Origin of the sequence: Saccharothrix xinjiangensis, from assembly GCF_039527585.1 — a bacterium.
Taxonomy (GTDB): Bacteria; Actinomycetota; Actinomycetes; order Mycobacteriales; family Pseudonocardiaceae; genus Actinosynnema; species Actinosynnema xinjiangensis.
On the sequence record NZ_BAAAKE010000007.1, the window covers coordinates 76,440 to 94,352 of the forward strand.

A 17,913-nucleotide genomic window follows, 5' to 3' on the forward strand; every position below is an offset into this window, starting at 1 on the left:
GGTTTCGGGCCTCCGGCGGGTCAGATCAGCTCGACGTCCACCGGCACGGCGCTGCGCAGCGTGTGGCCGACCGGCGACGTGGCCACCACCCTGCGGTGCAGTTCCTCCAGCTCCGCCCGCGGCGCGGGGGAGTCGATGCGCACCCTGGCGGTGATCGAGCCGAACCCGGCGTGGCCCTCGGCGAGCCCGAGGAACACCTTCAGGTCGATGTCCCCCTTGAGGTCCACGGTGAGCCGGTCGAGGGTGATGCCCGCGACGGTGGCGTTGGCCGCGTACCCCACGGCGAGGCAGTTGCCCAGGGCGCTCAGCAGCTGCTCGACCGGGTTGGCCGCGGTGTCGCCGCCACCGAGCGCGGCGGGCTCGTCGGAGGGCGTCGCGTCGAACCCGCGCACCCGCGCCTCGGACCGGAACCCGCCGGTCCAGGTCACGTGCGCGGCCCAGGTCGTCTTCGCCTTGTCGTCGTCCTGCCTGATCGCCTCGACGAGGCTCCCGACGGCCTCGATGGCGACGTCGTTGAGGGTGTGGCCGGCTTCCGCGGTCATGTGCGCTCCCGGTGGTCGTTGTCTCCCAGCAGCAGGATGCCGCCGTTCGGGCGCGCCGTGGAGCCCCGTTCGCGCCGTGGGAAGCGGTGCCGCCGCGGGTGGTCCTGTGCTATGGCGATCGAATCGGTGATCGCGGGATGACCTTCGACGGCCCGGGTTCCACCAAGCGCGAAATCATCGTCCGGTCCCTTGTAGGGCCGCGCGCGACGGCACTACGACTGGTCGTGCGATCAATTCGAGGGGGGATTGCCCGTGCGTTGGGGCGTGTCATTGGTCGCTGCGCTGCTGACGACGGGTGTGACCGCGCCGACATCGGTCGCCCAACCGGCGCCGGCCTCGTCGCGACCGGGGTGGGCGTTCACGGACGAGGTCCTGGTGTGGGCGGCGCCCGCGCCGGTGCCGCCGGGCGGGGCCGCGGTCGAGTTCTGGGAGGGCGACCGGCCGCTCGGCCTGCCGCTGCCCTCCGCTCGTACACCTTGGACGGTGTCGGGTCCGTCGACCCGAGACAGCTCCAGGTGCGGGCGTCGGGCAGGTGGTTGGACGTCGAGGAGCCCGCGCCCCCGTCGACCGCGGTGAACGCGACGCCGCCCGCGACGCCGCCCGCGGGTGAGGTGGACCCGGGCGAACCCGGTCCCTTCCGGACGCGCACGGGGGAGCACCGGCTCGACCCGATCACGGTGCCCGGCTACGCGGTGCCGTTGGAGATGGAGGCGGTGGTCGTCGCGCCGATCGGCGCGCGTGGCGAGCGCCCGCTGGCGCTGTTCCCGCACGGCAAGCACATCACCTGCTACGACGGGACCCAGGAGCTGCTGATGTGGCCCTGTCCGGCGTCCGCCAAGCCGGTGCCCGGTTATCGCGGTCATCTCCAGGCGCAGCGGCTGCTGGCCTCGCAGGGTGATGTGACGGTGTCCGTGTCGGCCAACTCGGCCAACGCCCAGGACGCCGGGGACCTCGACTTCGGCGCGGGCGCGCGGCTGTGCGAGCAGGTGCCGGACAACGCGGAGATGGCGTGCTTCGACTCGGCGGAGCGGGTGACGTCGCCGCACTTCGCCGGGTCGGCCCGGAACCCGGCAGGTTCGCCGTCGCGCCCCGCTGGGCCCGGTGACGCTCGACGGGCTGCCCGCCACCGGGCGGGCGTGGCTCATCGACGCGCACGGCTGGGACCGCGGTCTGCCGGACCCGCGACCGGTCGCGCTGCCGCGCGTGGACGTGGGCTCGCTGACCGTCGAGGAGGGCGACTCGGGCACGCGGACCCACCGGATCCCGATCACGGTCACCGGCGACGGCCCCGGCGCGGTGCGGCTGTTCGCGTCCGGGCCGGACGGCCTCTCGTTCACCGGGCGGCTGGTGGCGGTCCAGCCGGGTCAGCGGGTGGTCGAGTTCCCGGTGCCGGTGGCCGGCAACACCCGCTGGAGCTCGGGCGCGTGGCACGCGCTGCTGGTGGAGGCCGTCCGGGGCGCGGTCGTCGGTCGCGGTGGCCGACGAGGGCATCCACTGGACCGGACGGCCGATCGCCCCGGACGGCGGGCCCGAGCTGTCGAGCACGGACGTGGACGCCACGTGGTTCCGGGAGAGGACGGGCGAGGACCCGCTGCCCTCCCGGCCGCTGTCCACCACGTGGCTGCGCCCCGGGGCCCACGTGCCGCCGGGGAAGCTCAGCGAAGACCTCGTCATCCCGACGGTGGTCGACGCCGAGGCCGAACCGGCGGAGCGGATCGCGATGCGCTCGGCGTCGGAGCCGCCGGGCGGGAACGGGCCCGTCGTCGGCACGGTCACCGACGCGCCGCCGCGCTGAGCCGGCGGGGGCGCGGTCCCCGGTCAGCCGGGAACCGCGCCCCCGCCGGGCACGCCGTGCTCCGCGAAGACCCCGTCGAGGACCTCCGCGAACGCGCCGGGCCGGACGAGCGGGCCCAGGTGGTCCAGGCCCGGCACGTCCCGCAGCCGGCCCGCCGGCAGTTCCGCGCAGGCCGCCGCGAGCGGTTCCCGGGCCACCACGACCGACTCCGCGCCGCGCAGGAGCACCACCGGGCACCGCACCAGGGGCAGCGCTCCCCGCCACGGGCAGGAGGTCGCCGTGCGGAACAGCCGCGCCTCCACCGCCGGGTCGCAGCGCAGCCGCACCCCGCCACCCGGGTCGTCGGCGAAACCGGAGTCCACGTAGTCGTCGAGCACCTCCGGCGCGAGCAGCGACAGGGGCGGCCGGGCGGAGTAGCGGGCCCGCGCCTCGGCGCGCGACGGGAACACCGCGCGTCGCCGGGCGGCGGCCTCGGCGAAGGCCGGGTCGTCGCGGGTCGCCAGGATCGGCTCGAAGCAGACCAGCAGGTCGAACGTGCCGGGCGCGCGGGCCTCGGCCAGCAGCAGGGCCGTCCCGCCCAGCGAGTGCCCGACGCCGATCAGCGGCCCCGGACCCAGCGCGCCGGCCGCGGCGAGGGCGTCGTCCGCGAACGCGCCCCAGCCCGCGCCCTCCGCCAGGGGCGGCGCGCCGCCGTGGCCGCGGAGGTCCGGCGTGGCCACGCGCAACGGCGTCGACAGCCGCGTCGCGCAGGAACGCCACACCAGGCCGGTGAAACCCGCCGCGTGGCAGAACAGCGCCGTCCGGGCGGCCGCGCCGGGATCGACGAGGAGCCGGGGCTCGTACCAGGGACCGGTGGTCTCGGCGACGTCTGCCACGGCTGCCCTTCGGAAGTCCGATTCGTGTGCTGGCGCACGCGGTGAACCGCACCTACGCTCAGCGCCGGAACGATCCAGCCCGCGCCCGGGTGGGCTGGTGCCACCGGTTTTCCGCACGGCCACCGCTGATCAGCCGTCGTCGAACCCCACCATAGTGGACCGGGCGACGGACCCCGTCCGGTCGGATCGATCCCGACGCCGCGGCGGGGCAGCTCGCGGGCACCGCCCCGCCCCGTGCTCCGAACGGCACGGCCACGTGCCGCGTCAGGACGTCCCCAGTCGGCGAAGGGCGCAGCGTGAACCCGATCCCGGTACCGGGCCTGGTCTCGGTCGTCATGTTGGTCAGGAACCGCCTGGAGCACAGCCGCCGGGCGCTGGCCTCGCTCGCCCGCGCGTCCGGCGACTTCGAGGTCGTCGTGGTGGACAACGGGTCGGACGACGGCACCGCCGAGCACCTCGCCGCGCTGGACCTCGGCAGGCCCCTGGCGGTGCTGCGCCACGAGGACGACCGCGGCGGCAGCGAGCGCCGCAACGCGGGCGCGGCGGTGGCGCGCGGCGAGTTCCTGCTCTTCCTCGACAACGACGTCCTCGTCGACGACCCGCGCGTGGTCGAGGCGCTCGCCGCCGAACTCGCCGCCGACCCGGGCCTGGGCGCGGTGTCGCCCCTGCTGCTCTACCCGGGTGAGGCGGAGCTGGTGCAGTGCGCGGGCGGCGGGTCCACCGCGGACGGCCGCATCGGGCCGATCGGGCGCGGCAGGCCGCTCGCGGACGAGCACCGCGCGCACCGCGAGCAGACCTGGGCGCCCACCGCCGCCCTGATGGTCCGGCACAGCTCCTTCCGCCGCGTCGGCGGGTTCGACGAGTCGTTCGACCCCGTCTCCCTGTGCGAGGACGTCGACCTGTGCTGCCGCCTGCGCGCGGACGGCGAGCGGATCCGGTACGTCGGGTCGGTCGCGGTGCGGCACTTCGAGGGCACCACGTTCAACCACGTCGGCCACGACAAGCTGCCCATCTGGAAGCGCCACGTGCGGGTGATCCGCAGCCGCTGGGCCGACCTGTTCGCCGCCGGGCCCGCGCACACCGAGGCGGACCTGGCGTGGGTCCCGGTGCGGAAGGACTACGCCAACCTGGACCGGCCGCGCGTGTCGGTGCTCGACGACGCCGCGCCCGCCTCGGCCGACCTCAGCTTCTTCGCCAGTGACCGGGCGCTGGCCACCGGTCCCGCCGACGTGCGGGTCCTGCTCGTCGGCGGCGACGTGCCGGAGCTGCCCGGCGTGCGCGTGGTCGGCGTCGCGGACCCCGACGTGCGAGCGGCGCTGCCCGTCGCACGCGCGCACGGCGCGCCCTGGGCGCTGCGCGACGCGACGCGGCTGGTGGAGACCGTGCCGGCGGAGGGCGTCGTGGTGCGCGCGCCCGACACCGACGCGGTGTCGACCGCGCTGCGCCGGGGGCTGCACGTGCTGCTGGACAAGCACGCCGTGGTCGACCTGCCGCGGTTGGTCGAGGCCGCGAGGAGGGCTCCCGGCCGGTGCTCGGTCGACCTGCCCCTGGCGCACCACCCGGAGCTGGTCGCGCTGGGCAAGGCGATCACCGAGGGCCGCGCCGGTGTGCCGCACGCCTTCGCGGTGCGCCTCGACCGGCCCGCGCGGTCGGACCGGGACGTCGTCGCCGAACTCGGCCCGGACGCGGTGGACGCGGTCGAGCGGGTGCTCGGCGCGCCGGTCACCGGCCTGCGGTCGGTGGAGGCGACGCCGGGCCGGGCGCGGGCCGTGGTGGTGTCCGGCGGCGTGACCGGGACGGTCGAGGTGGGCTGGGGCGCACCGGTGTTCCGCGTCTCGGTCACCGGCACGGGCGGCGCGACCACCGCGAACCTCGCCGCGCAGCCGGTGAGCGGCGCGTACGCCGACTTCATCGGCGCGCTGCGCGGCGGACCCGCGCCACTGGCGGACCTGAACGCGGTGGACGGGCTGTTCGGCGTGGTGCAGGAGTGGCGTTCGAAAGCGGCCACGCTCCTCGCGGCCGGGGCACCGGCTCGGTGACCGGGACCCGCTTGCGCGAGACCTTCCCCGCCCGGCGCTCGGGCGGGCCGGAGCAGGGAGCAGCAGGATGAACCTGGTCGAGGCGTTGCGCGCCAGGGCCGCCGCCGGCAGGTGGCTGGACCACCCGGCCTACGAGGTCGACGGCGCCCTGCTGACGCACTCGGGCGTGTACGACGGCGCGGCGCGCGTGGCGGGCGCGCCGCTCGACGCGGGCGTGCGGGTCGGTGACCGGGTCGCGCTCCTGCTCGACGACGGGACGGACTTCGTCCTGGCGTTCCTGGGCGCGGTGCACGCGGGCGCGGTGGCGGTGCCGGTCAACCCCCGCCTGCACCCCGACGAGCTGGACCGGGTGCTGGGCTCCGCCCGGCCGGCGCTGGTCGTGCGCCGACCGGGCGACGCGCCGAGCGTGACCGGGTTCCGCTCGGCGGTGTTCGCGGAACTGGCCGCCGGCCGGCCCGCTCCGGTCGCGCCGCGCGCCGCGGACGACCAGGCGTACGCGACGTTCACCTCGGGCACCACCGGCGTGCCCCGGCTGTGCCCGCACCTGCACGGCGACCCGGCCGTCAACTTCGCGTCGTTCGGCGAGGCGGCGCTGGGCCTGCGCCCCGACGACGTCGTCCACTCGGTGTCCAAGCTGTACTTCGCGTTCGGCCTGGGCAACTCCCTGCTGTACCCGCTGATGAGCGGGTGCCGCGTGGTGCTCAACCAGGAACCGCCGCTGGTCGACGACGTGCTGGCGATCGTGGACAAGTACGACGTCACCGCGCTGTTCGCGGTGCCCACGTTCTACGCCAGGCTCATCGCCCACCCGGGCGGCGAGCGGCTGGCCCGCCTCCGCCTCGCCTCCACCGGCGGCGAGGTCCTGTCGACCTCGCTGGAGGAGCGGCTGGTGGCGGTGCTGGGCGAGCGGCTGCTCAACAACATCGGCACCACCGAGGTCGGGCAGGCGTTCGCCGCCAACACCCCGACCGCGCGGCGGGTGGGCACGGTGGGCAGGCCGCTGCCGCCGTGCGAGGTGCGCGTGGTGGACGAGCGCGGCGACCCGGTCGGGCCGGACGTGGTGGGCGGGCTCCAGGTGCGCTCGCCGACCGTGACGCTCGGCGTCGACGACGACGGCGCGCCGGTGCGCACCCGGGACTGGTACGCCACCGGCGACCTCGGCTCGTTCGACGCCGACGGCTTCCTGCGCGTCACCGGCCGCGTGGACGACATCGAGAACGTCGGCGGGATCAAGGTCCACCCGCTGGAGGTGGAGCACCTGCTGGTGGGCCACCGGCTGGTGCGCGAGGCGGCGGTGTGCGCCGTGACCGACCACGACGGCGCGACCCGGCTGCGCGCCTACGCGGTGCGGGCCGACGGGCCCGTCGGCGGGGACGCGCCGGCCGACGACGAGCTGGCGGACGAGCTGATCGCCTCGCTGCGCCGCGACCTGACGGCCTACAAGGTGCCGCGCGAGGTGGTGTTCGTGCCGTCGCTGCCGCGCACCGGCTCGGGCAAGCTGCGCCGGCACGTGGTGCGGGGCTGGAGCACCGGCTGAACCACGGCGCGGCCCCCGCCGCCCGGCGGGGGCCGCGCGCGTGCTCAGCGGGTGGTGCAGAGGGTCCCGTTGAGGAAGTACTTCAGCGGGCGCGCGTTCGGGCCCTGGTAGCCGCCGACGAACCCGGCCGTGGTCGACGCGCCGGGCGCCAGCGCCGCGGTGTTGGTGACGGTCACCTGGTCGCCGCTCTGCGACCACGTGGCGTTCCAGCCGCTGGAGACCTGCTGCCAGGTCGTGGGCCAGGTGTAGGTCAGGGTCCACCCGGCGAGGGGCCGCGTGCCGGTGTTGGTGATCTCCAGGTCGGCGACGAAACCGTTGCCCCAGTTGCTCGCCTCCCGGTAGGTCACCGCGCACGACGACGCGGCGGGGGTGCGGGTGGCGAAGGTCAGCGGCGGCGACGACCACGACACGCGGCCCGCGTCGTCCCTGGCCACGAGGTTGACCGTGTACTCGGTGCCGGGGGTGAGGTTGGCCGCGGTGAAGCCCGTGCCGGTGGTCTCGCCCCACTGCTGGGTGTTCGCGCCGACGACCCGGTGCACCTCGTACTTGACGCCGGCGGGCGGCGCGGGCCAGGACAGCGCGGCCGTGCGGTCGGTGACCGCGCCGGCGACCGGGCGGGCGGGCGCGGCCGGGAGGGGCGCCGCGCTCTTCGGCTTGAGCACCAGCGTGGTGATCGAGTACGGCGGCAGGGTCGCGGAGGAGGCCGACCCGGTGGTGGTGGAGATGCCGGTGTCGCCGTTGGCGAAGGTGAGCACGGTCGCGCCGGCGGCGGCGGTGTAGCCCGAGAGCCGCAGGTCCACCGTCTTGGACGCCTCCGGGTCCTGGTTGACCAGCATGACGGCGAGGCCGCCGTCCGGTCGCCGGGCCGCGTGGGCGCGCACCAGCGGGTCGCTCGCCGCGGCCGTGACGAGCTGGTCGCCGGGTCGGGCGAAGCGGGACACCATCGAGATGGCGTGGTACGGCGCGAACGGGGTGTTCAGCGCGGGCTGGCACACCGCGCCGTCCGAGGTGCAGTTGCCGCTGGAGAGCAGGCCGTAGTCGTCGTAGTCGGGGTGGCCCGCGATCTCGCGCACCTGGCCGATGCCGTTGTGGACGTTCCACCAGTCGACGGTGAACACGCCCTGGCCCAGCATCGTCGCGTAGGCGTCGGCGGCGAACAGCGCGCCGGGCTGGGTGTTGCGGCCGTAGGAGGTGTTCACCTCGGTGAGCGCGATGCCCAGGTCCTTGCCCGCCAGGCGGCGCGACTGCTCGCGCACCAGGGCGATCTGGTCGACCACCCGGTCGGTCTTGGTCAGCACCTGCGCGGCGGTGTCGCCGCTCGGGTACCAGTGGATGATCCCGAAGTCGACCACGGGGCCGGCGATGGACAGCACGACCTCGTTCCACGACCCGGCGTCGCCCGCGGCGGTGATGCCGTCCGGCCACTCGCCCGGCGTGGTCAGGACCGCGCCGACCTTGATGGTCGGGTCGACGGCCTTCATGGCCGTGGCGTAGTCGCGGACGAGGGTGGCGTAGTACGCCGGGCTCTTGTCCGGGTGCTCGTCGGCCTCCCAGCCCGAGCCGTAGTGGCCGTTGCCGTAGTTCTCGTTGCCGATCTCCCAGTACTCGACGCCGTAACCCTTCTCGACGTTGGCGTAGCGCACCCAGGCCGCGGCCTCCTCGGGCGTGCCGGTGCCGTAGTTCGCGGTGACGATGGGTTGACCGCCCGCGCGCCGCACGCCGCCCATGAAGGTGTCGAAGTCGGTGTTGGGCGCCACGTAGCCGCCGGGCGCGGTGTGGTCCTCCCAGTGGTAGATGTCCGAATAGGACCCGCCGGGGTAGCGCATGGCCTTGACGCCGGCGTCCTTCAGCAGGTCGGCGACGGCGTCGCTGCCGAGGTGGGTGTCCCAGATGGCGTGGTTCACGCCGATCGCGGCCTCGTGCACCACCTCCAACCCGGCTCGGGTGTTGACCGTGACGGTGACGTCCGGGTCGGCCTGGGCCGCGGGGCCGGCGACCACCAGGGCCTGGGTCGCCACCAGCGCGGCGAGCGCGGGCAGCACGACGAGACGCGGTCTCATGGGCGGTTCCTCATCGACGGTGATGGCGGATCGGGGCGGTGGCCGGTGACCGGCGGTGCGGCCGGGAACCCGGCGGACGGACTGGGAGCGCTCCCAAACTGTGGGCCGCGCCCTTGACCTTGTCAATTCCCGGTTTCCCGCTGTCCGCGACTGCGTACGGGTGGCGTACGGACCACGCGTCCACTCCGCTCAACGGCCCCGTCGAACGCCGTCGAACAGGTGAGGGCTCCCTACAGTCCCCGCGTCCACGCCACCACGACCCGGTGGAAGTCCGGCGCGTTCGGGGCGTAGTTGATCGAGTGCCCGTACCCGGGCAGCACGGAGGTCTCCAGTCGCGCGGCCGCCGAGAAGAACGGCGCCTCGGACGCGCGCAGCGCCTCGGCCGACGAGCAGTCGCTGCCCAGCGGTCGCCCGCAGAAGTGGTTGTCGTCGCCCACGACGACCAGCACCGGCGCGTCGACCCGGCGGGAGAGCGGGATGACGACGGTGTTCAGCGCCAAGGTGTCCACGGCCTCCGTCACCGCGAACACGTCCTTGGTCGACTCGTCCGCCGCGATCGCGCCCGGCACCTCCGGACCCGGCGCGTGGAACGACCGGTAGCGCGTCCCGGCGGACGTGGTCAGGTAGCCCGGGTCGGGCGCGCGCCCGGCGAACTTCGGGTCCAGCGCCGCCGGGACCATGCCGGCCAGCACCGGGACCACGGTCACCAGGTTCATCCGGTGCGTGAACCCGGTGACGAGCACGCCGTCCACGTCCCGGTGCAGCCCGGCCTCGATGAGCGCCATCGCCGAGCCGATCGAGTGGCCGCCGACGACCACCCGCGCGAACCGGGGCCGCAGCGCGCCGATGACCCGGTGCACCGCCGCGGCCTGGGTCGACGCGGTCACGAGCGCGCTCGGCGGTGTGGAGCTGCGACCCGTGCCCAGCCGGTCGACGGCCAGGGTCGCGATGCCGGCGGCGTTCATGGCGAGCCGGTACGACCTGGTCCCCGGTTCGTGGGAGACGTCCCAGTACGAGCGGTTGTACGTGCCGCCGGGCACGAGCACCTGCACGGTCGTCGCCCCGGCCGGCGCGCACAGCGTCCCGGCCATCACCTGGGCGGTGCCGGCGACCGGCACCGGGACCCGGACCTCCTCGCACGCCACGGGCGCGGCGCCCGCCGGCGCGGGCAGCAGGCAGGCCCCCGCGACGAGCAGCACGGCGGCACCCGACCTGACACGCGACCAACGCACGGCTGAACGACCTCCACCGAGTTCACGGAAGGCCGGCGGGATCACCGCCATCGGGATTCCCGGCCGGAAAAGGGGGACGACCCACCATAGGGTCCGTTCGTCGGAGGCTGACAGTGCCCGATCGGGTGGGTCGGCTTCACTCGAAAGAGTCAGAGCGTTACTCGTTCCGCCAACCGTTAAGCTCAACCGCTCCGCGAGACGGGGCAGGTGCGCCAGAAATGAAGACAGCCGCATGAAGTCAGCCGAATGGATTCCACCGGATCTGGACATTTCCGTGCCCAGCATGTCCCGCACCTACGACTACATGCTCGGGGGGGCGCACAACTTCGCCGCCGACCGCGCCGTGGGCGAGCGGATCGAGGCCGCCATGCCCGGCCTGCGTGCGGCGGCGCGGGTGAACCGGGCGTTCCTGGCCCGCGCGGTGCGCCACCTGGTGGACCGGGGCGTGCGCCAGTTCCTCGACGTCGGGTCGGGCATCCCGACCGTCGGCAACGTCCACGAGGTGGCCCAGGCCCAGGTCCCGGGGTGCCGCGTCCTCTACGTCGACCGCGACCCCGTGGCCGTGGCGCACAGCGAGCTGCTCCTGCGCGACAACGACCGGGCCGCCGTCCTGCGGGCCGACATGCGCGACCCGGAAAGCGTCCTGACCAGCCCGGAGGCCGCTCGGCTGCTCGACCTGGACGAGCCGGTCGGGCTGCTCATGCTGCTGGTGCTGCACTGGGTGCCGGACGAGGACGACCCGCGCGGCCTCGTCGCCCGCTACCGGGACGCGCTCGCGCCCGGCAGCTGGTTCGCGATGACCCACGTGACGGCGGACCACCAGGGCGAGGGCCTGACCGAGGCGACCGGGGCGATCGAGCGCAGCAGGAGCCCCGACCGGGTCACCGCGCGGTCGCGGGCCGGGATCGCCGAGCTGTTCTCCGGCTTCGACCTCGTCGAACCGGGGCTGGTCGGCTGCGCCGCGTGGCGGCCCGGCGGTCCGGGCGACATCGCGGACGAGACCGGCATGAACGCGCTCGTGTACGGGGGCGTGGGCAGGAAAGCGCACGACGCGGATTGCCGCGCCGCATTCCGGCGGTGATGCCCTGATCGGGTGACCCTTTTTCACCCTGAAGGCCAGGACTTGGCCAGTGGGGATGGGTAAGCTTTCGCGGACTCTTCCCCCAGCACAGCAGGGCGACGGAAATGCCGCACCCCACTCGGGAACCACGTTCGACGCCGTCGGGTGACGGCCGGGAACTGCTCGCCCGGAAGTGGGCCTACCTGCTCAGCGGGGCAGCGGTGGTGCCGCTGACGCGCGACGCCCTCGACCGCGAGGTGCGCGGCCACCTCGACGCGCTGTGCGCCGCGCTGCACGCGGAGCCGTTCGCCGCCCGCCCGGTCGAGGGGGTCGGCGAACGGCTCGTCCGGCTCGGTCACGTCGGCGAGGCGGGACTGCGCGCCACCGTGGAGGTGCTCGGCAAGGGCCTGCTCGCGCTGCCCGAGTTCCAGCCCGTCGAGCGGCACGCGCAGCGCGTCGTGCTCGGCCTCGGCGCGCTGTCGTGCGGGTTCCTCGCGGCGAGCCGGCGTGCCGTGTTCGAGCAGCAGGAGGCCGTGCAGGCGTCCCTGCTCAAGGCGGTCGGCGACGCCCGGTGGCACCTCCGGGAGAGCGAGGCGCGGTTCGAGGAGGTCGTCACCTCGTCCACCAGCGGCGTCCTCCTCGTCGACCTCGACGGCCGCCTCACGCGCACCAACGCCGCGATCACCGACATCCTCGGCCGCACCGCCGAGGAGCTGTCCGGGCTCGCGCTGCTCGACCTCGTCCACCCGGACTCGGCGAAGCGCCTGGCCGAAGCGCTCCGGGGCCTGGTGGCGGGCGAGCGCGAGCGCGTCCGGCAGCCGCAGCGCCTGCTGCGCAAGGACGGCGACACCGCCCGCATCACGCTCACCGCGTCGCTGCTGCGCGACGCGGACGGCGAGCCCGCCCACTTCGTCGCGGTGGTCGAGGACGGCACCGAACTGGAGCTGCTCCGGGCGGAGCTGCACCGGCAGGCCCTGCACGACCCGCCGACGGGCCTGCCGAACCGGCAGTTCCTCACCACCCACCTGGAAAGCGCGCTGCGCCGCGCCGACCCGGTTCGCGGCGTCACCCTGTTCCACCTCGACCTCGACGGGTTCGGCGTGGTGTGCAACGGCCTGGGCCGGGCCACCGGCGAACGCTTCCTCGGGCACGTGGCGCGGCGGCTGGAGGCCGTGGTGGCGCGGGAGGAGGCGATGGTCGCCCGGCTCGGCGACGACGAGTTCGCCGTCCTGGTCGAGAACACCGCCACGACGCCCGACGTCGCCACCACCGTGGCCGAGCTGAACCGCGAGCTGTCCGAACCGGTCTACCTCGACGGGTCCGGCGTGGCGGTCACCGCGAGCGTCGGCGTGGTCCGCCGCCCGCACCCCGACACCCCGCCCGACGACGTCCTGCGCGCCGCCGAGCAGGCCCTGCGCCGCGCCAAGTCCCGCCGCCGGGGCCAGTGGGAGCTGTTCGACCCGGACCGCGACCTCGTCGAGCGGGAGGGCGACCGGCTGGCCGCGTCCATGCCCGGCGACCTGGAGGAGGGCCGGCTCTCCGCCCGCTACACCCCGGTCGTGGCCCTGGCGGACGGCGCGCTGGCCGGCGTGTCCGCGCGCCTGCGCCGGCACCGCCGGGGCGAGGAGGAGGTGGCGCACGACCGGTGCGTGGAGCAGGCCGAGCGGACCGGCCTGATCCTCGCGCTCGGCGAGTGGCACCTGTCCACCTCGTGCGGCCAGGCCGCGTGGTGGCGGCAGGCGGGTTTCACCGGCGTCCTGCACGTGCCGCTGACCCGCCACCAGTCCTGCGACGCCGACCTGGTCCGCCGGGTGCGGCGCGTGCTGGGCGGCACGGGCCTGCCCGCCGACCGGCTGGAGGTCGGGGTGCCGGTCGGCGCGCTGGTCGAGCCCGACGCGGTGGACAACCTCACCGTCCTCGCCGAGCTGGGCGTGGGCACCTCCCTCGACGACTTCGGCCTGGGCCCCGACGACCTGGCCGCGGTGGCGGACCTGCCGATCCGGCGGGTCCGCGTGGCGCGCCGCGTCGCGGCCAGGCAGCTGGGCGGCGGCGCGGACCACCTGGCCCACCTGGTGCCGCCGGTGGCGGTGGCGGGCGCCGAGGTGGCGGTGGACGGCGTGACGACGCCGGAGCAGGCCGCCTGGTGGCGCGCGGCGGGCGCGACGACCGCCACCGGGCCGCTGTACGGCGAGGAGGAGCCGCCGCACGTCCTGTCGACGGCGATCCGCTCCGGCTGAGGCCCGCCGGTCCCCGCGGCGGGTGGGCCGGCGGCGGTGTCCCCCGGGGTGTCCCGGCTGGGGCGTCCCGGCGGCGGTGCCTCAGCGGCGGTGTCACATTCCACGTCACCGCGACGATCAGGTGGGTGCAGCCCGAACGGAAAGGTCGGCCCCATGAGTCAGCCCACTGCGGACGTGCACCGGCTCGGCGGTGGCGTCCCGCCCACCGCGGCGGAGGTCGACCGGATCGCCGCCGCCGCCGACCCGGTCGTCCGCAACCTCCGGATCACCCACTGCTACCACGAGCTGTCCCGGGCGCTGGCCGACCGCACCGGCGGGTCCGCCAACTGGTGCACGTTCGCGGTCTGGGCGTCCAAGCAGGTGGGGCAGACCATCAGGCAGGAGGACCTGGCGCGCACGCTGGAACGCCTGCTGGAGTCCTCGCCCGAGGCGTCCTCGGCGGTGGCGCTCGCGGTGGGCGGCCTGCGGCGCGCCGTGCCCCGCAAGGCCCTCGACGACGCCGCGGGGCTGGTGCGCCGGGTCGTGGTGGCGACCGCGCGGCTCGACGCCGTCAGCGACGCCTCCGCGCGGGGCAACCTGAAGGTGTTCGCGGAGATCGCCCGCGAGTTCGCCCGGTTCCTCGCCGCGTCCGACGGTCCGGGGTCGGCTGGGCCGGGGTTCGACGGTCCGGGATCGGATCGGCCGGGGTCCGACGCGGGCGCCGCCGCCGACGAGCGGCGGATCGCGGCGTTCCTCGACTCGCTGCGACCCGGCGAGCCGCCCGAGGGCCAGCGCTACCTGAAGCAGGCCTTCGCCCGCTACCACCGGGCGATGACCGCCGAGGACCCGAAGTCGCGCGCCGAGCTGCTGCTCCTGGCCAACGTCGAGATCGGCCTGCACGAGCAGACGCGGCTGCAACCGGAGATCGCCGCCGCGCTCGAAGCGCCCGTCGTCGACCCCCGCGAGCTGGAGCGCCGCCTGCTCGACCTGGTCCTCCCGGACAACCGCGTGCTCAGGTGGCTGCGCCTGGCGTTCCTGACCGTGCTGGGCAGGCGGAACCCCGTGCGCGCCGCCGTCGAGCGGCTGGCCGACCACGCCCGCGCCCTGGCCCGCCGGGCGGTCACCGCGCACCTGATGGCGCTGGCGCTGCCCGGCGGCGAGCTGCTCGACCTCGGCGACGACCTGCCCGCGAGGTTCCCGCCGCTGCTCGCGGAGCTGTCCGACCCCGAGCTGCTGGAGCTGCTCAAGACCGTCGACCCGACGCCGGACAGCCTGCTCGGCACCGCCGCGCGCGACTGGTCGGACCTGCCCGACCGGATGCACTACATCGCGGACATGTTCCGCTGCCACGCCCAGCGCGGCGACCTGCTCGACCCGCCGTTCACCGGCGAGCAGGTCGAGGACCTCGTCAACGGCCGCCTGCCCACCGGCAGGTTGTGACGCGGCGCCGGCGTCAGTCGAGGAGCCCCCGGCGGTAGGCGGCGGCCACGGCGGAGGCCCGGTCGGGCACCTCCAGCTTGGCGTAGACGTGCAGCAGGTGGGTCTTGACCGTGGCCTCGCTGATGTAGAGCTCCGCCGCGGCCTCCCGGTTGGTCCGGCCGCGGGCGATCAGCGCCAGCACCTCGCGCTCCCGCGCGCTCAACCGGGCCTCGGTCAGCGGCCGGCGCGGGCGGACCCGGCCGAGCAGCAGGGCGGCCACCGATGGGGACAGCACGGTCTCGCCGCGGGCGGCGGCGCGCACGGCCCGGAACAGCTCCTCGCGCGGCGCGTCCTTGAGCAGGTAGCCGATCGCGCCCGCCTCCACCGCGGGCAGCACGTCGGAGTCGGTGTCGTGCGTGGTGAGCACCAGGACCCGCGTGGTGGGCACGCGCTCGACGATGAGCCGGATCAGCGCGCCGCCGCTCGGCTCCGGCATCCGCAGGTCGGTCAGCACCACGTCCGGCCGCGCCGCCGCCACCACGGTCAGCGCCTCGGCCCCGCCCGCCGCCTCGCCGACGACCTCGAAGTCGGGCTGCGTGCCGAGCATCCCGCGCAACCCGTCGCGCACCACGGGGTGGTCGTCGACGACCACCAACCGCAGGGGCGCCGCCGCGCCCGGCCCGGTCACGCCTCCACCTCGATCACCGGCACGGTGACGCTGACCGCCGTGCCCGACCCCGGCGCGGACTCGACGTCGACCGACCCGGACAGCGACCGCACCCGCTGGCGCAGCGCGGTCAACCCGAACCCGCCGACCGACCCGGTGTCGAACCCGGTCCCGTCGTCGCGCACGTCCAGCACGATCACGTCCTCCATGTAGGACAGCGTGACGTCCACCCGCCGCGCCCGCGCGTGCCTGCCCACGTTGGCCAGGGCCTCCTGCGCCGCCCGCAGCACGGTCACCTCGACCTCCGAGTGCACCGGCTGCGGCGTCCCGGTCACGGTGAAGGTCGCCGGCACGTCGTACTGCGCCCGCCACGTCGTCACGGCCTGCCGCACGGCGTCGCCGAGCCGGGCGCCCTGGAGCGGTCCGGGGCGCAGCGCCTCGATCGACCGGCGGACCTCGGCCAGGCCGGTGCGCGCCAGGTCCCGGGCCGCGTCGACCCGGGCGCGCACCGGACCGGGCCCCACCAGCTCCCCGACCGCCTCCAGCTGCGTGACCACGCCGGTCAGCCCCTGCGCGACGGTGTCGTGGATCTCGCGGGCCAGCCGCGCGCGTTCCTCCGCGACCCCGGTCTCCCTGGCCCGCGCCACGAGCATCGCGTGCAGCCGGGCGTTCTCCGCCGCCACGGCGACCAGCTCGCGGTTGGCCTCCCGCCGCCGGATCGCCTCGCCCTCCATGGCCCGGACCATCCCGCCGATCAGCGCGGCCAGCGGCGTCGCCACGGCGAGGTTCACCAGGGTCGAGAGGGCCTCGGCGCCCGGCGCCATCAACCACGGCACGTTGGCGGCCACCACGCCGAGGTACGCGGGCCACCCGGGCAGCGCGATGAACGCGAGCACGTAGCACGCGGGGACGAACAGCTGGAACGCGTCGCTGCGCATCACCAGGACCGAGGCGAAGGCGATCAGGCCGGCGAAGTAGCCGACCATGACCCACGACCAGCGGTCCCACCACTGCGGGTGCGCCAGGGCGAACCACCAGTGCCAGCCCGCGAGCCCGGCGGCGATGCCCAGCGTGACCAGGCGCTCGCCCCAGCCCGCCGGGTCGGACACCGCGTACACCGCGCTCGCCAGGCCCAGCAGGCCGTACGGGGTGAGCACCCAGGCCAGGTTCCACCGCCGCTCCCGCGCCAGCTCCAGCTGCTCGTCCACCGTGGTCACCCGGACATCCTCCCCTGCCGACCGCGGTAGACGAGCCGGCGCAGCAGCACTTCCGCGGGCCCCCGCCGGTTCGCGCGCCGCAACCGGTCGGCCAGCAGCACCGAGACCAGCCACGTGCCCAGGGCCAGCAGCCCGACCTCGGCCGTGCCCAGCGTCCGGCCCAGTCCCAGCGCCCAGGGCGTCAGCAGCGCCACGAACACCACCGACTGGAACAGGTAGCAGCTCAGCGAGCGCTGCCCGCACGCGGCGAGCGCCCGCGCCACCGGGCCGGGCCGGTCGCCGACGCGGAGCGCGAGCAACCCGATCAGCGCCGCGTAGCCCAGGCCGCCGGCGATCCCGGTCAGCGCGTGCAGCGCCGAGGTGGTCCACAGCGCGCCCGTCGAGGTCGGCTCCCAGAACCCGCCGACCGCCAGCCCCACGGGCAGCCCGCCCACCACGGCCGCCACCAGCCCGCCGACCGCCGTGCGGACCAGCAGGGCGCGGTGCGAGGCCGGGTCGGTCAGCACCCCGCGCCGCGCGGCCCACGTGCCGATCAGCACCGCGCTGCCGATCGCGAGGTTGCCGACCGGGATCAGCAGCCACTCCAGGGGGCGCAGCGCGAGCGCCGTGAGCGCGTCCGCGGTCTCGAACGACCAGAAGAACGTCCGCTCGCCGGTCGGGGGCATCATCTGGGCCGCGCCCTGCACCGCCGCGCCCACGACCAGCCACAGGGCGGCGGCGACCAGCAGCGCGCGGTCCGAGACCCGCGTCAGCGCGATCAGCAGGAAGCCCAGGACCCCGTACAGGCCGAGGATGTCGCCGGGGAACAGCAGCACCGCGTGGGCGAACCCGAACGCGATCAGCCAGCGGCTCCGCCGCCGCAGCAGCCGCTTGGCGTCGACCTCGGGGACGCCCGCGGCCCGCTGCCGCCGGAACGACTGCACGACGCCGAAGGCGAACAGGGCGGCGAACATCGGGTACGCGCGCCCGTCGACCAGGGTCACGTCGACCACGCTGACGACCCGGTTCAGCAGGTCGTGCTCGACGATGTGCTGCCGCACCCCGTACGGGCGGCCGTAGAGGTAGTACACCGAGTTGGCCACCGCGATGAGGGCGAGCATCAGCCCCCGCGCGAGGTCGGGCGTGAGCGCCCGGTCCCGTAAGGCGACCGGACCCACCACCGGTGCGGTTTCGTTGAGTGACATGGGTTTTAGCGTGCTGGCCCGCGCGCCGGCGCGGATCGGCGGATCGACCGAGGTCGGAGGTCATCCCCGC

13 protein-coding genes are annotated in these 17,913 nt (G+C 75.4%); 6 read left to right on the forward strand and 7 right to left on the reverse strand.

Annotated features, from left to right (window positions below):
• Nucleotides 1-20 precede the first annotated feature (20 nt).
• Complete coding sequence (locus tag ABD223_RS17610) at nt 21-542, reverse strand: OsmC family protein (protein ID WP_344037343.1); 522 nt, start codon at nt 540-542, stop codon at nt 21-23.
• Between the two features lie 1,474 nt (nt 543-2,016).
• On the opposite strand from ABD223_RS17610, the gene ABD223_RS17615 reads away from it, so the two are divergent.
• Nucleotides 2,017-2,337, forward strand: coding sequence for a hypothetical protein (locus tag ABD223_RS17615; protein ID WP_344037344.1), 321 nt, complete (start codon nt 2,017-2,019; stop codon nt 2,335-2,337).
• Between the two features lie 23 nt (nt 2,338-2,360).
• On the opposite strand, the gene ABD223_RS17620 is transcribed toward ABD223_RS17615, so the two are convergent.
• Nucleotides 2,361-3,212 carry an alpha/beta fold hydrolase gene (locus tag ABD223_RS17620; protein WP_344037345.1) on the reverse strand — a complete coding sequence of 284 codons (852 nt, stop codon included), beginning with the start codon at nt 3,210-3,212 and terminating at the stop codon, nt 2,361-2,363.
• Nucleotides 3,213-3,508: 296 nt separating this feature from the next.
• Between ABD223_RS17620 and ABD223_RS17625 the strand changes: the two genes are divergently transcribed.
• On the forward strand, nt 3,509-5,251 hold the full coding sequence (locus ABD223_RS17625) for a glycosyltransferase (RefSeq protein ID WP_465269853.1): 1,743 nt from the start codon (nt 3,509-3,511) through the stop codon (nt 5,249-5,251).
• Between the two features lie 67 nt (nt 5,252-5,318).
• A complete protein-coding gene (locus ABD223_RS17630; protein ID WP_344037347.1) occupies nt 5,319-6,788 on the forward strand; it encodes a class I adenylate-forming enzyme family protein in 1,470 nt (489 codons plus the stop codon).
• Nucleotides 6,789-6,832: 44 nt separating this feature from the next.
• Here the strand turns inward: ABD223_RS17630 and ABD223_RS17635 are convergent, their stop codons facing one another.
• Together ABD223_RS17635 and ABD223_RS17640 are read right to left on the reverse strand one after the other, a co-directional pair.
• Nucleotides 6,833-8,848, reverse strand: coding sequence for a cellulose binding domain-containing protein (locus ABD223_RS17635; protein ID WP_344037348.1), 2,016 nt, complete (start codon nt 8,846-8,848; stop codon nt 6,833-6,835).
• A gap of 230 nt (nt 8,849-9,078) precedes the next feature.
• Nucleotides 9,079-10,047, reverse strand: a complete 969-nt coding sequence (locus ABD223_RS17640; protein ID WP_344037349.1) for an alpha/beta fold hydrolase — start codon at nt 10,045-10,047, stop codon at nt 9,079-9,081.
• Between the two features lie 316 nt (nt 10,048-10,363).
• Here ABD223_RS17640 and ABD223_RS17645 point away from each other — a divergent pair, with 316 nt between their 5' ends.
• The 3 genes from ABD223_RS17645 to ABD223_RS17655 all read left to right on the forward strand — a co-directional run bounded on the left by ABD223_RS17645 (nt 10,364) and on the right by ABD223_RS17655 (nt 14,796).
• Complete coding sequence (locus ABD223_RS17645; RefSeq protein ID WP_380648986.1) at nt 10,364-11,161, forward strand: SAM-dependent methyltransferase; 798 nt, start codon at nt 10,364-10,366, stop codon at nt 11,159-11,161.
• Nucleotides 11,162-11,265: 104 nt separating this feature from the next.
• Nucleotides 11,266-13,377, forward strand: coding sequence for a putative bifunctional diguanylate cyclase/phosphodiesterase (locus ABD223_RS17650; protein WP_344037351.1), 2,112 nt, complete (start codon nt 11,266-11,268; stop codon nt 13,375-13,377).
• A 153-nt stretch (nt 13,378-13,530) separates the two neighbouring features.
• A complete protein-coding gene (locus tag ABD223_RS17655) occupies nt 13,531-14,796 on the forward strand; it encodes a hypothetical protein (RefSeq protein ID WP_344037352.1) in 1,266 nt (421 codons plus the stop codon).
• Nucleotides 14,797-14,809: 13 nt separating this feature from the next.
• On the opposite strand, the gene ABD223_RS17660 is transcribed toward ABD223_RS17655, so the two are convergent.
• The 3 genes from ABD223_RS17660 to ABD223_RS17670 are packed head-to-tail and all read right to left on the reverse strand — an operon-like array spanning nt 14,810 to nt 17,843.
• Nucleotides 14,810-15,463: a response regulator gene (locus ABD223_RS17660; RefSeq protein WP_344037353.1), complete on the reverse strand. Its 654-nt coding sequence runs from the start codon at nt 15,461-15,463 to the stop codon at nt 14,810-14,812.
• A complete protein-coding gene (locus ABD223_RS17665) occupies nt 15,460-16,659 on the reverse strand; it encodes a sensor histidine kinase (protein ID WP_344037354.1) in 1,200 nt (399 codons plus the stop codon). Before ABD223_RS17665 ends, ABD223_RS17660 begins: the two co-directional genes overlap by 4 nt.
• Nucleotides 16,656-17,843 (reverse strand): DUF418 domain-containing protein, encoded by a 1,188-nt coding sequence (locus tag ABD223_RS17670; protein ID WP_344037355.1) that lies wholly within the window; start codon nt 17,841-17,843, stop codon nt 16,656-16,658. Before ABD223_RS17670 ends, ABD223_RS17665 begins: the two co-directional genes overlap by 4 nt.
• Nucleotides 17,844-17,913: the final 70 nt, after the last annotated feature.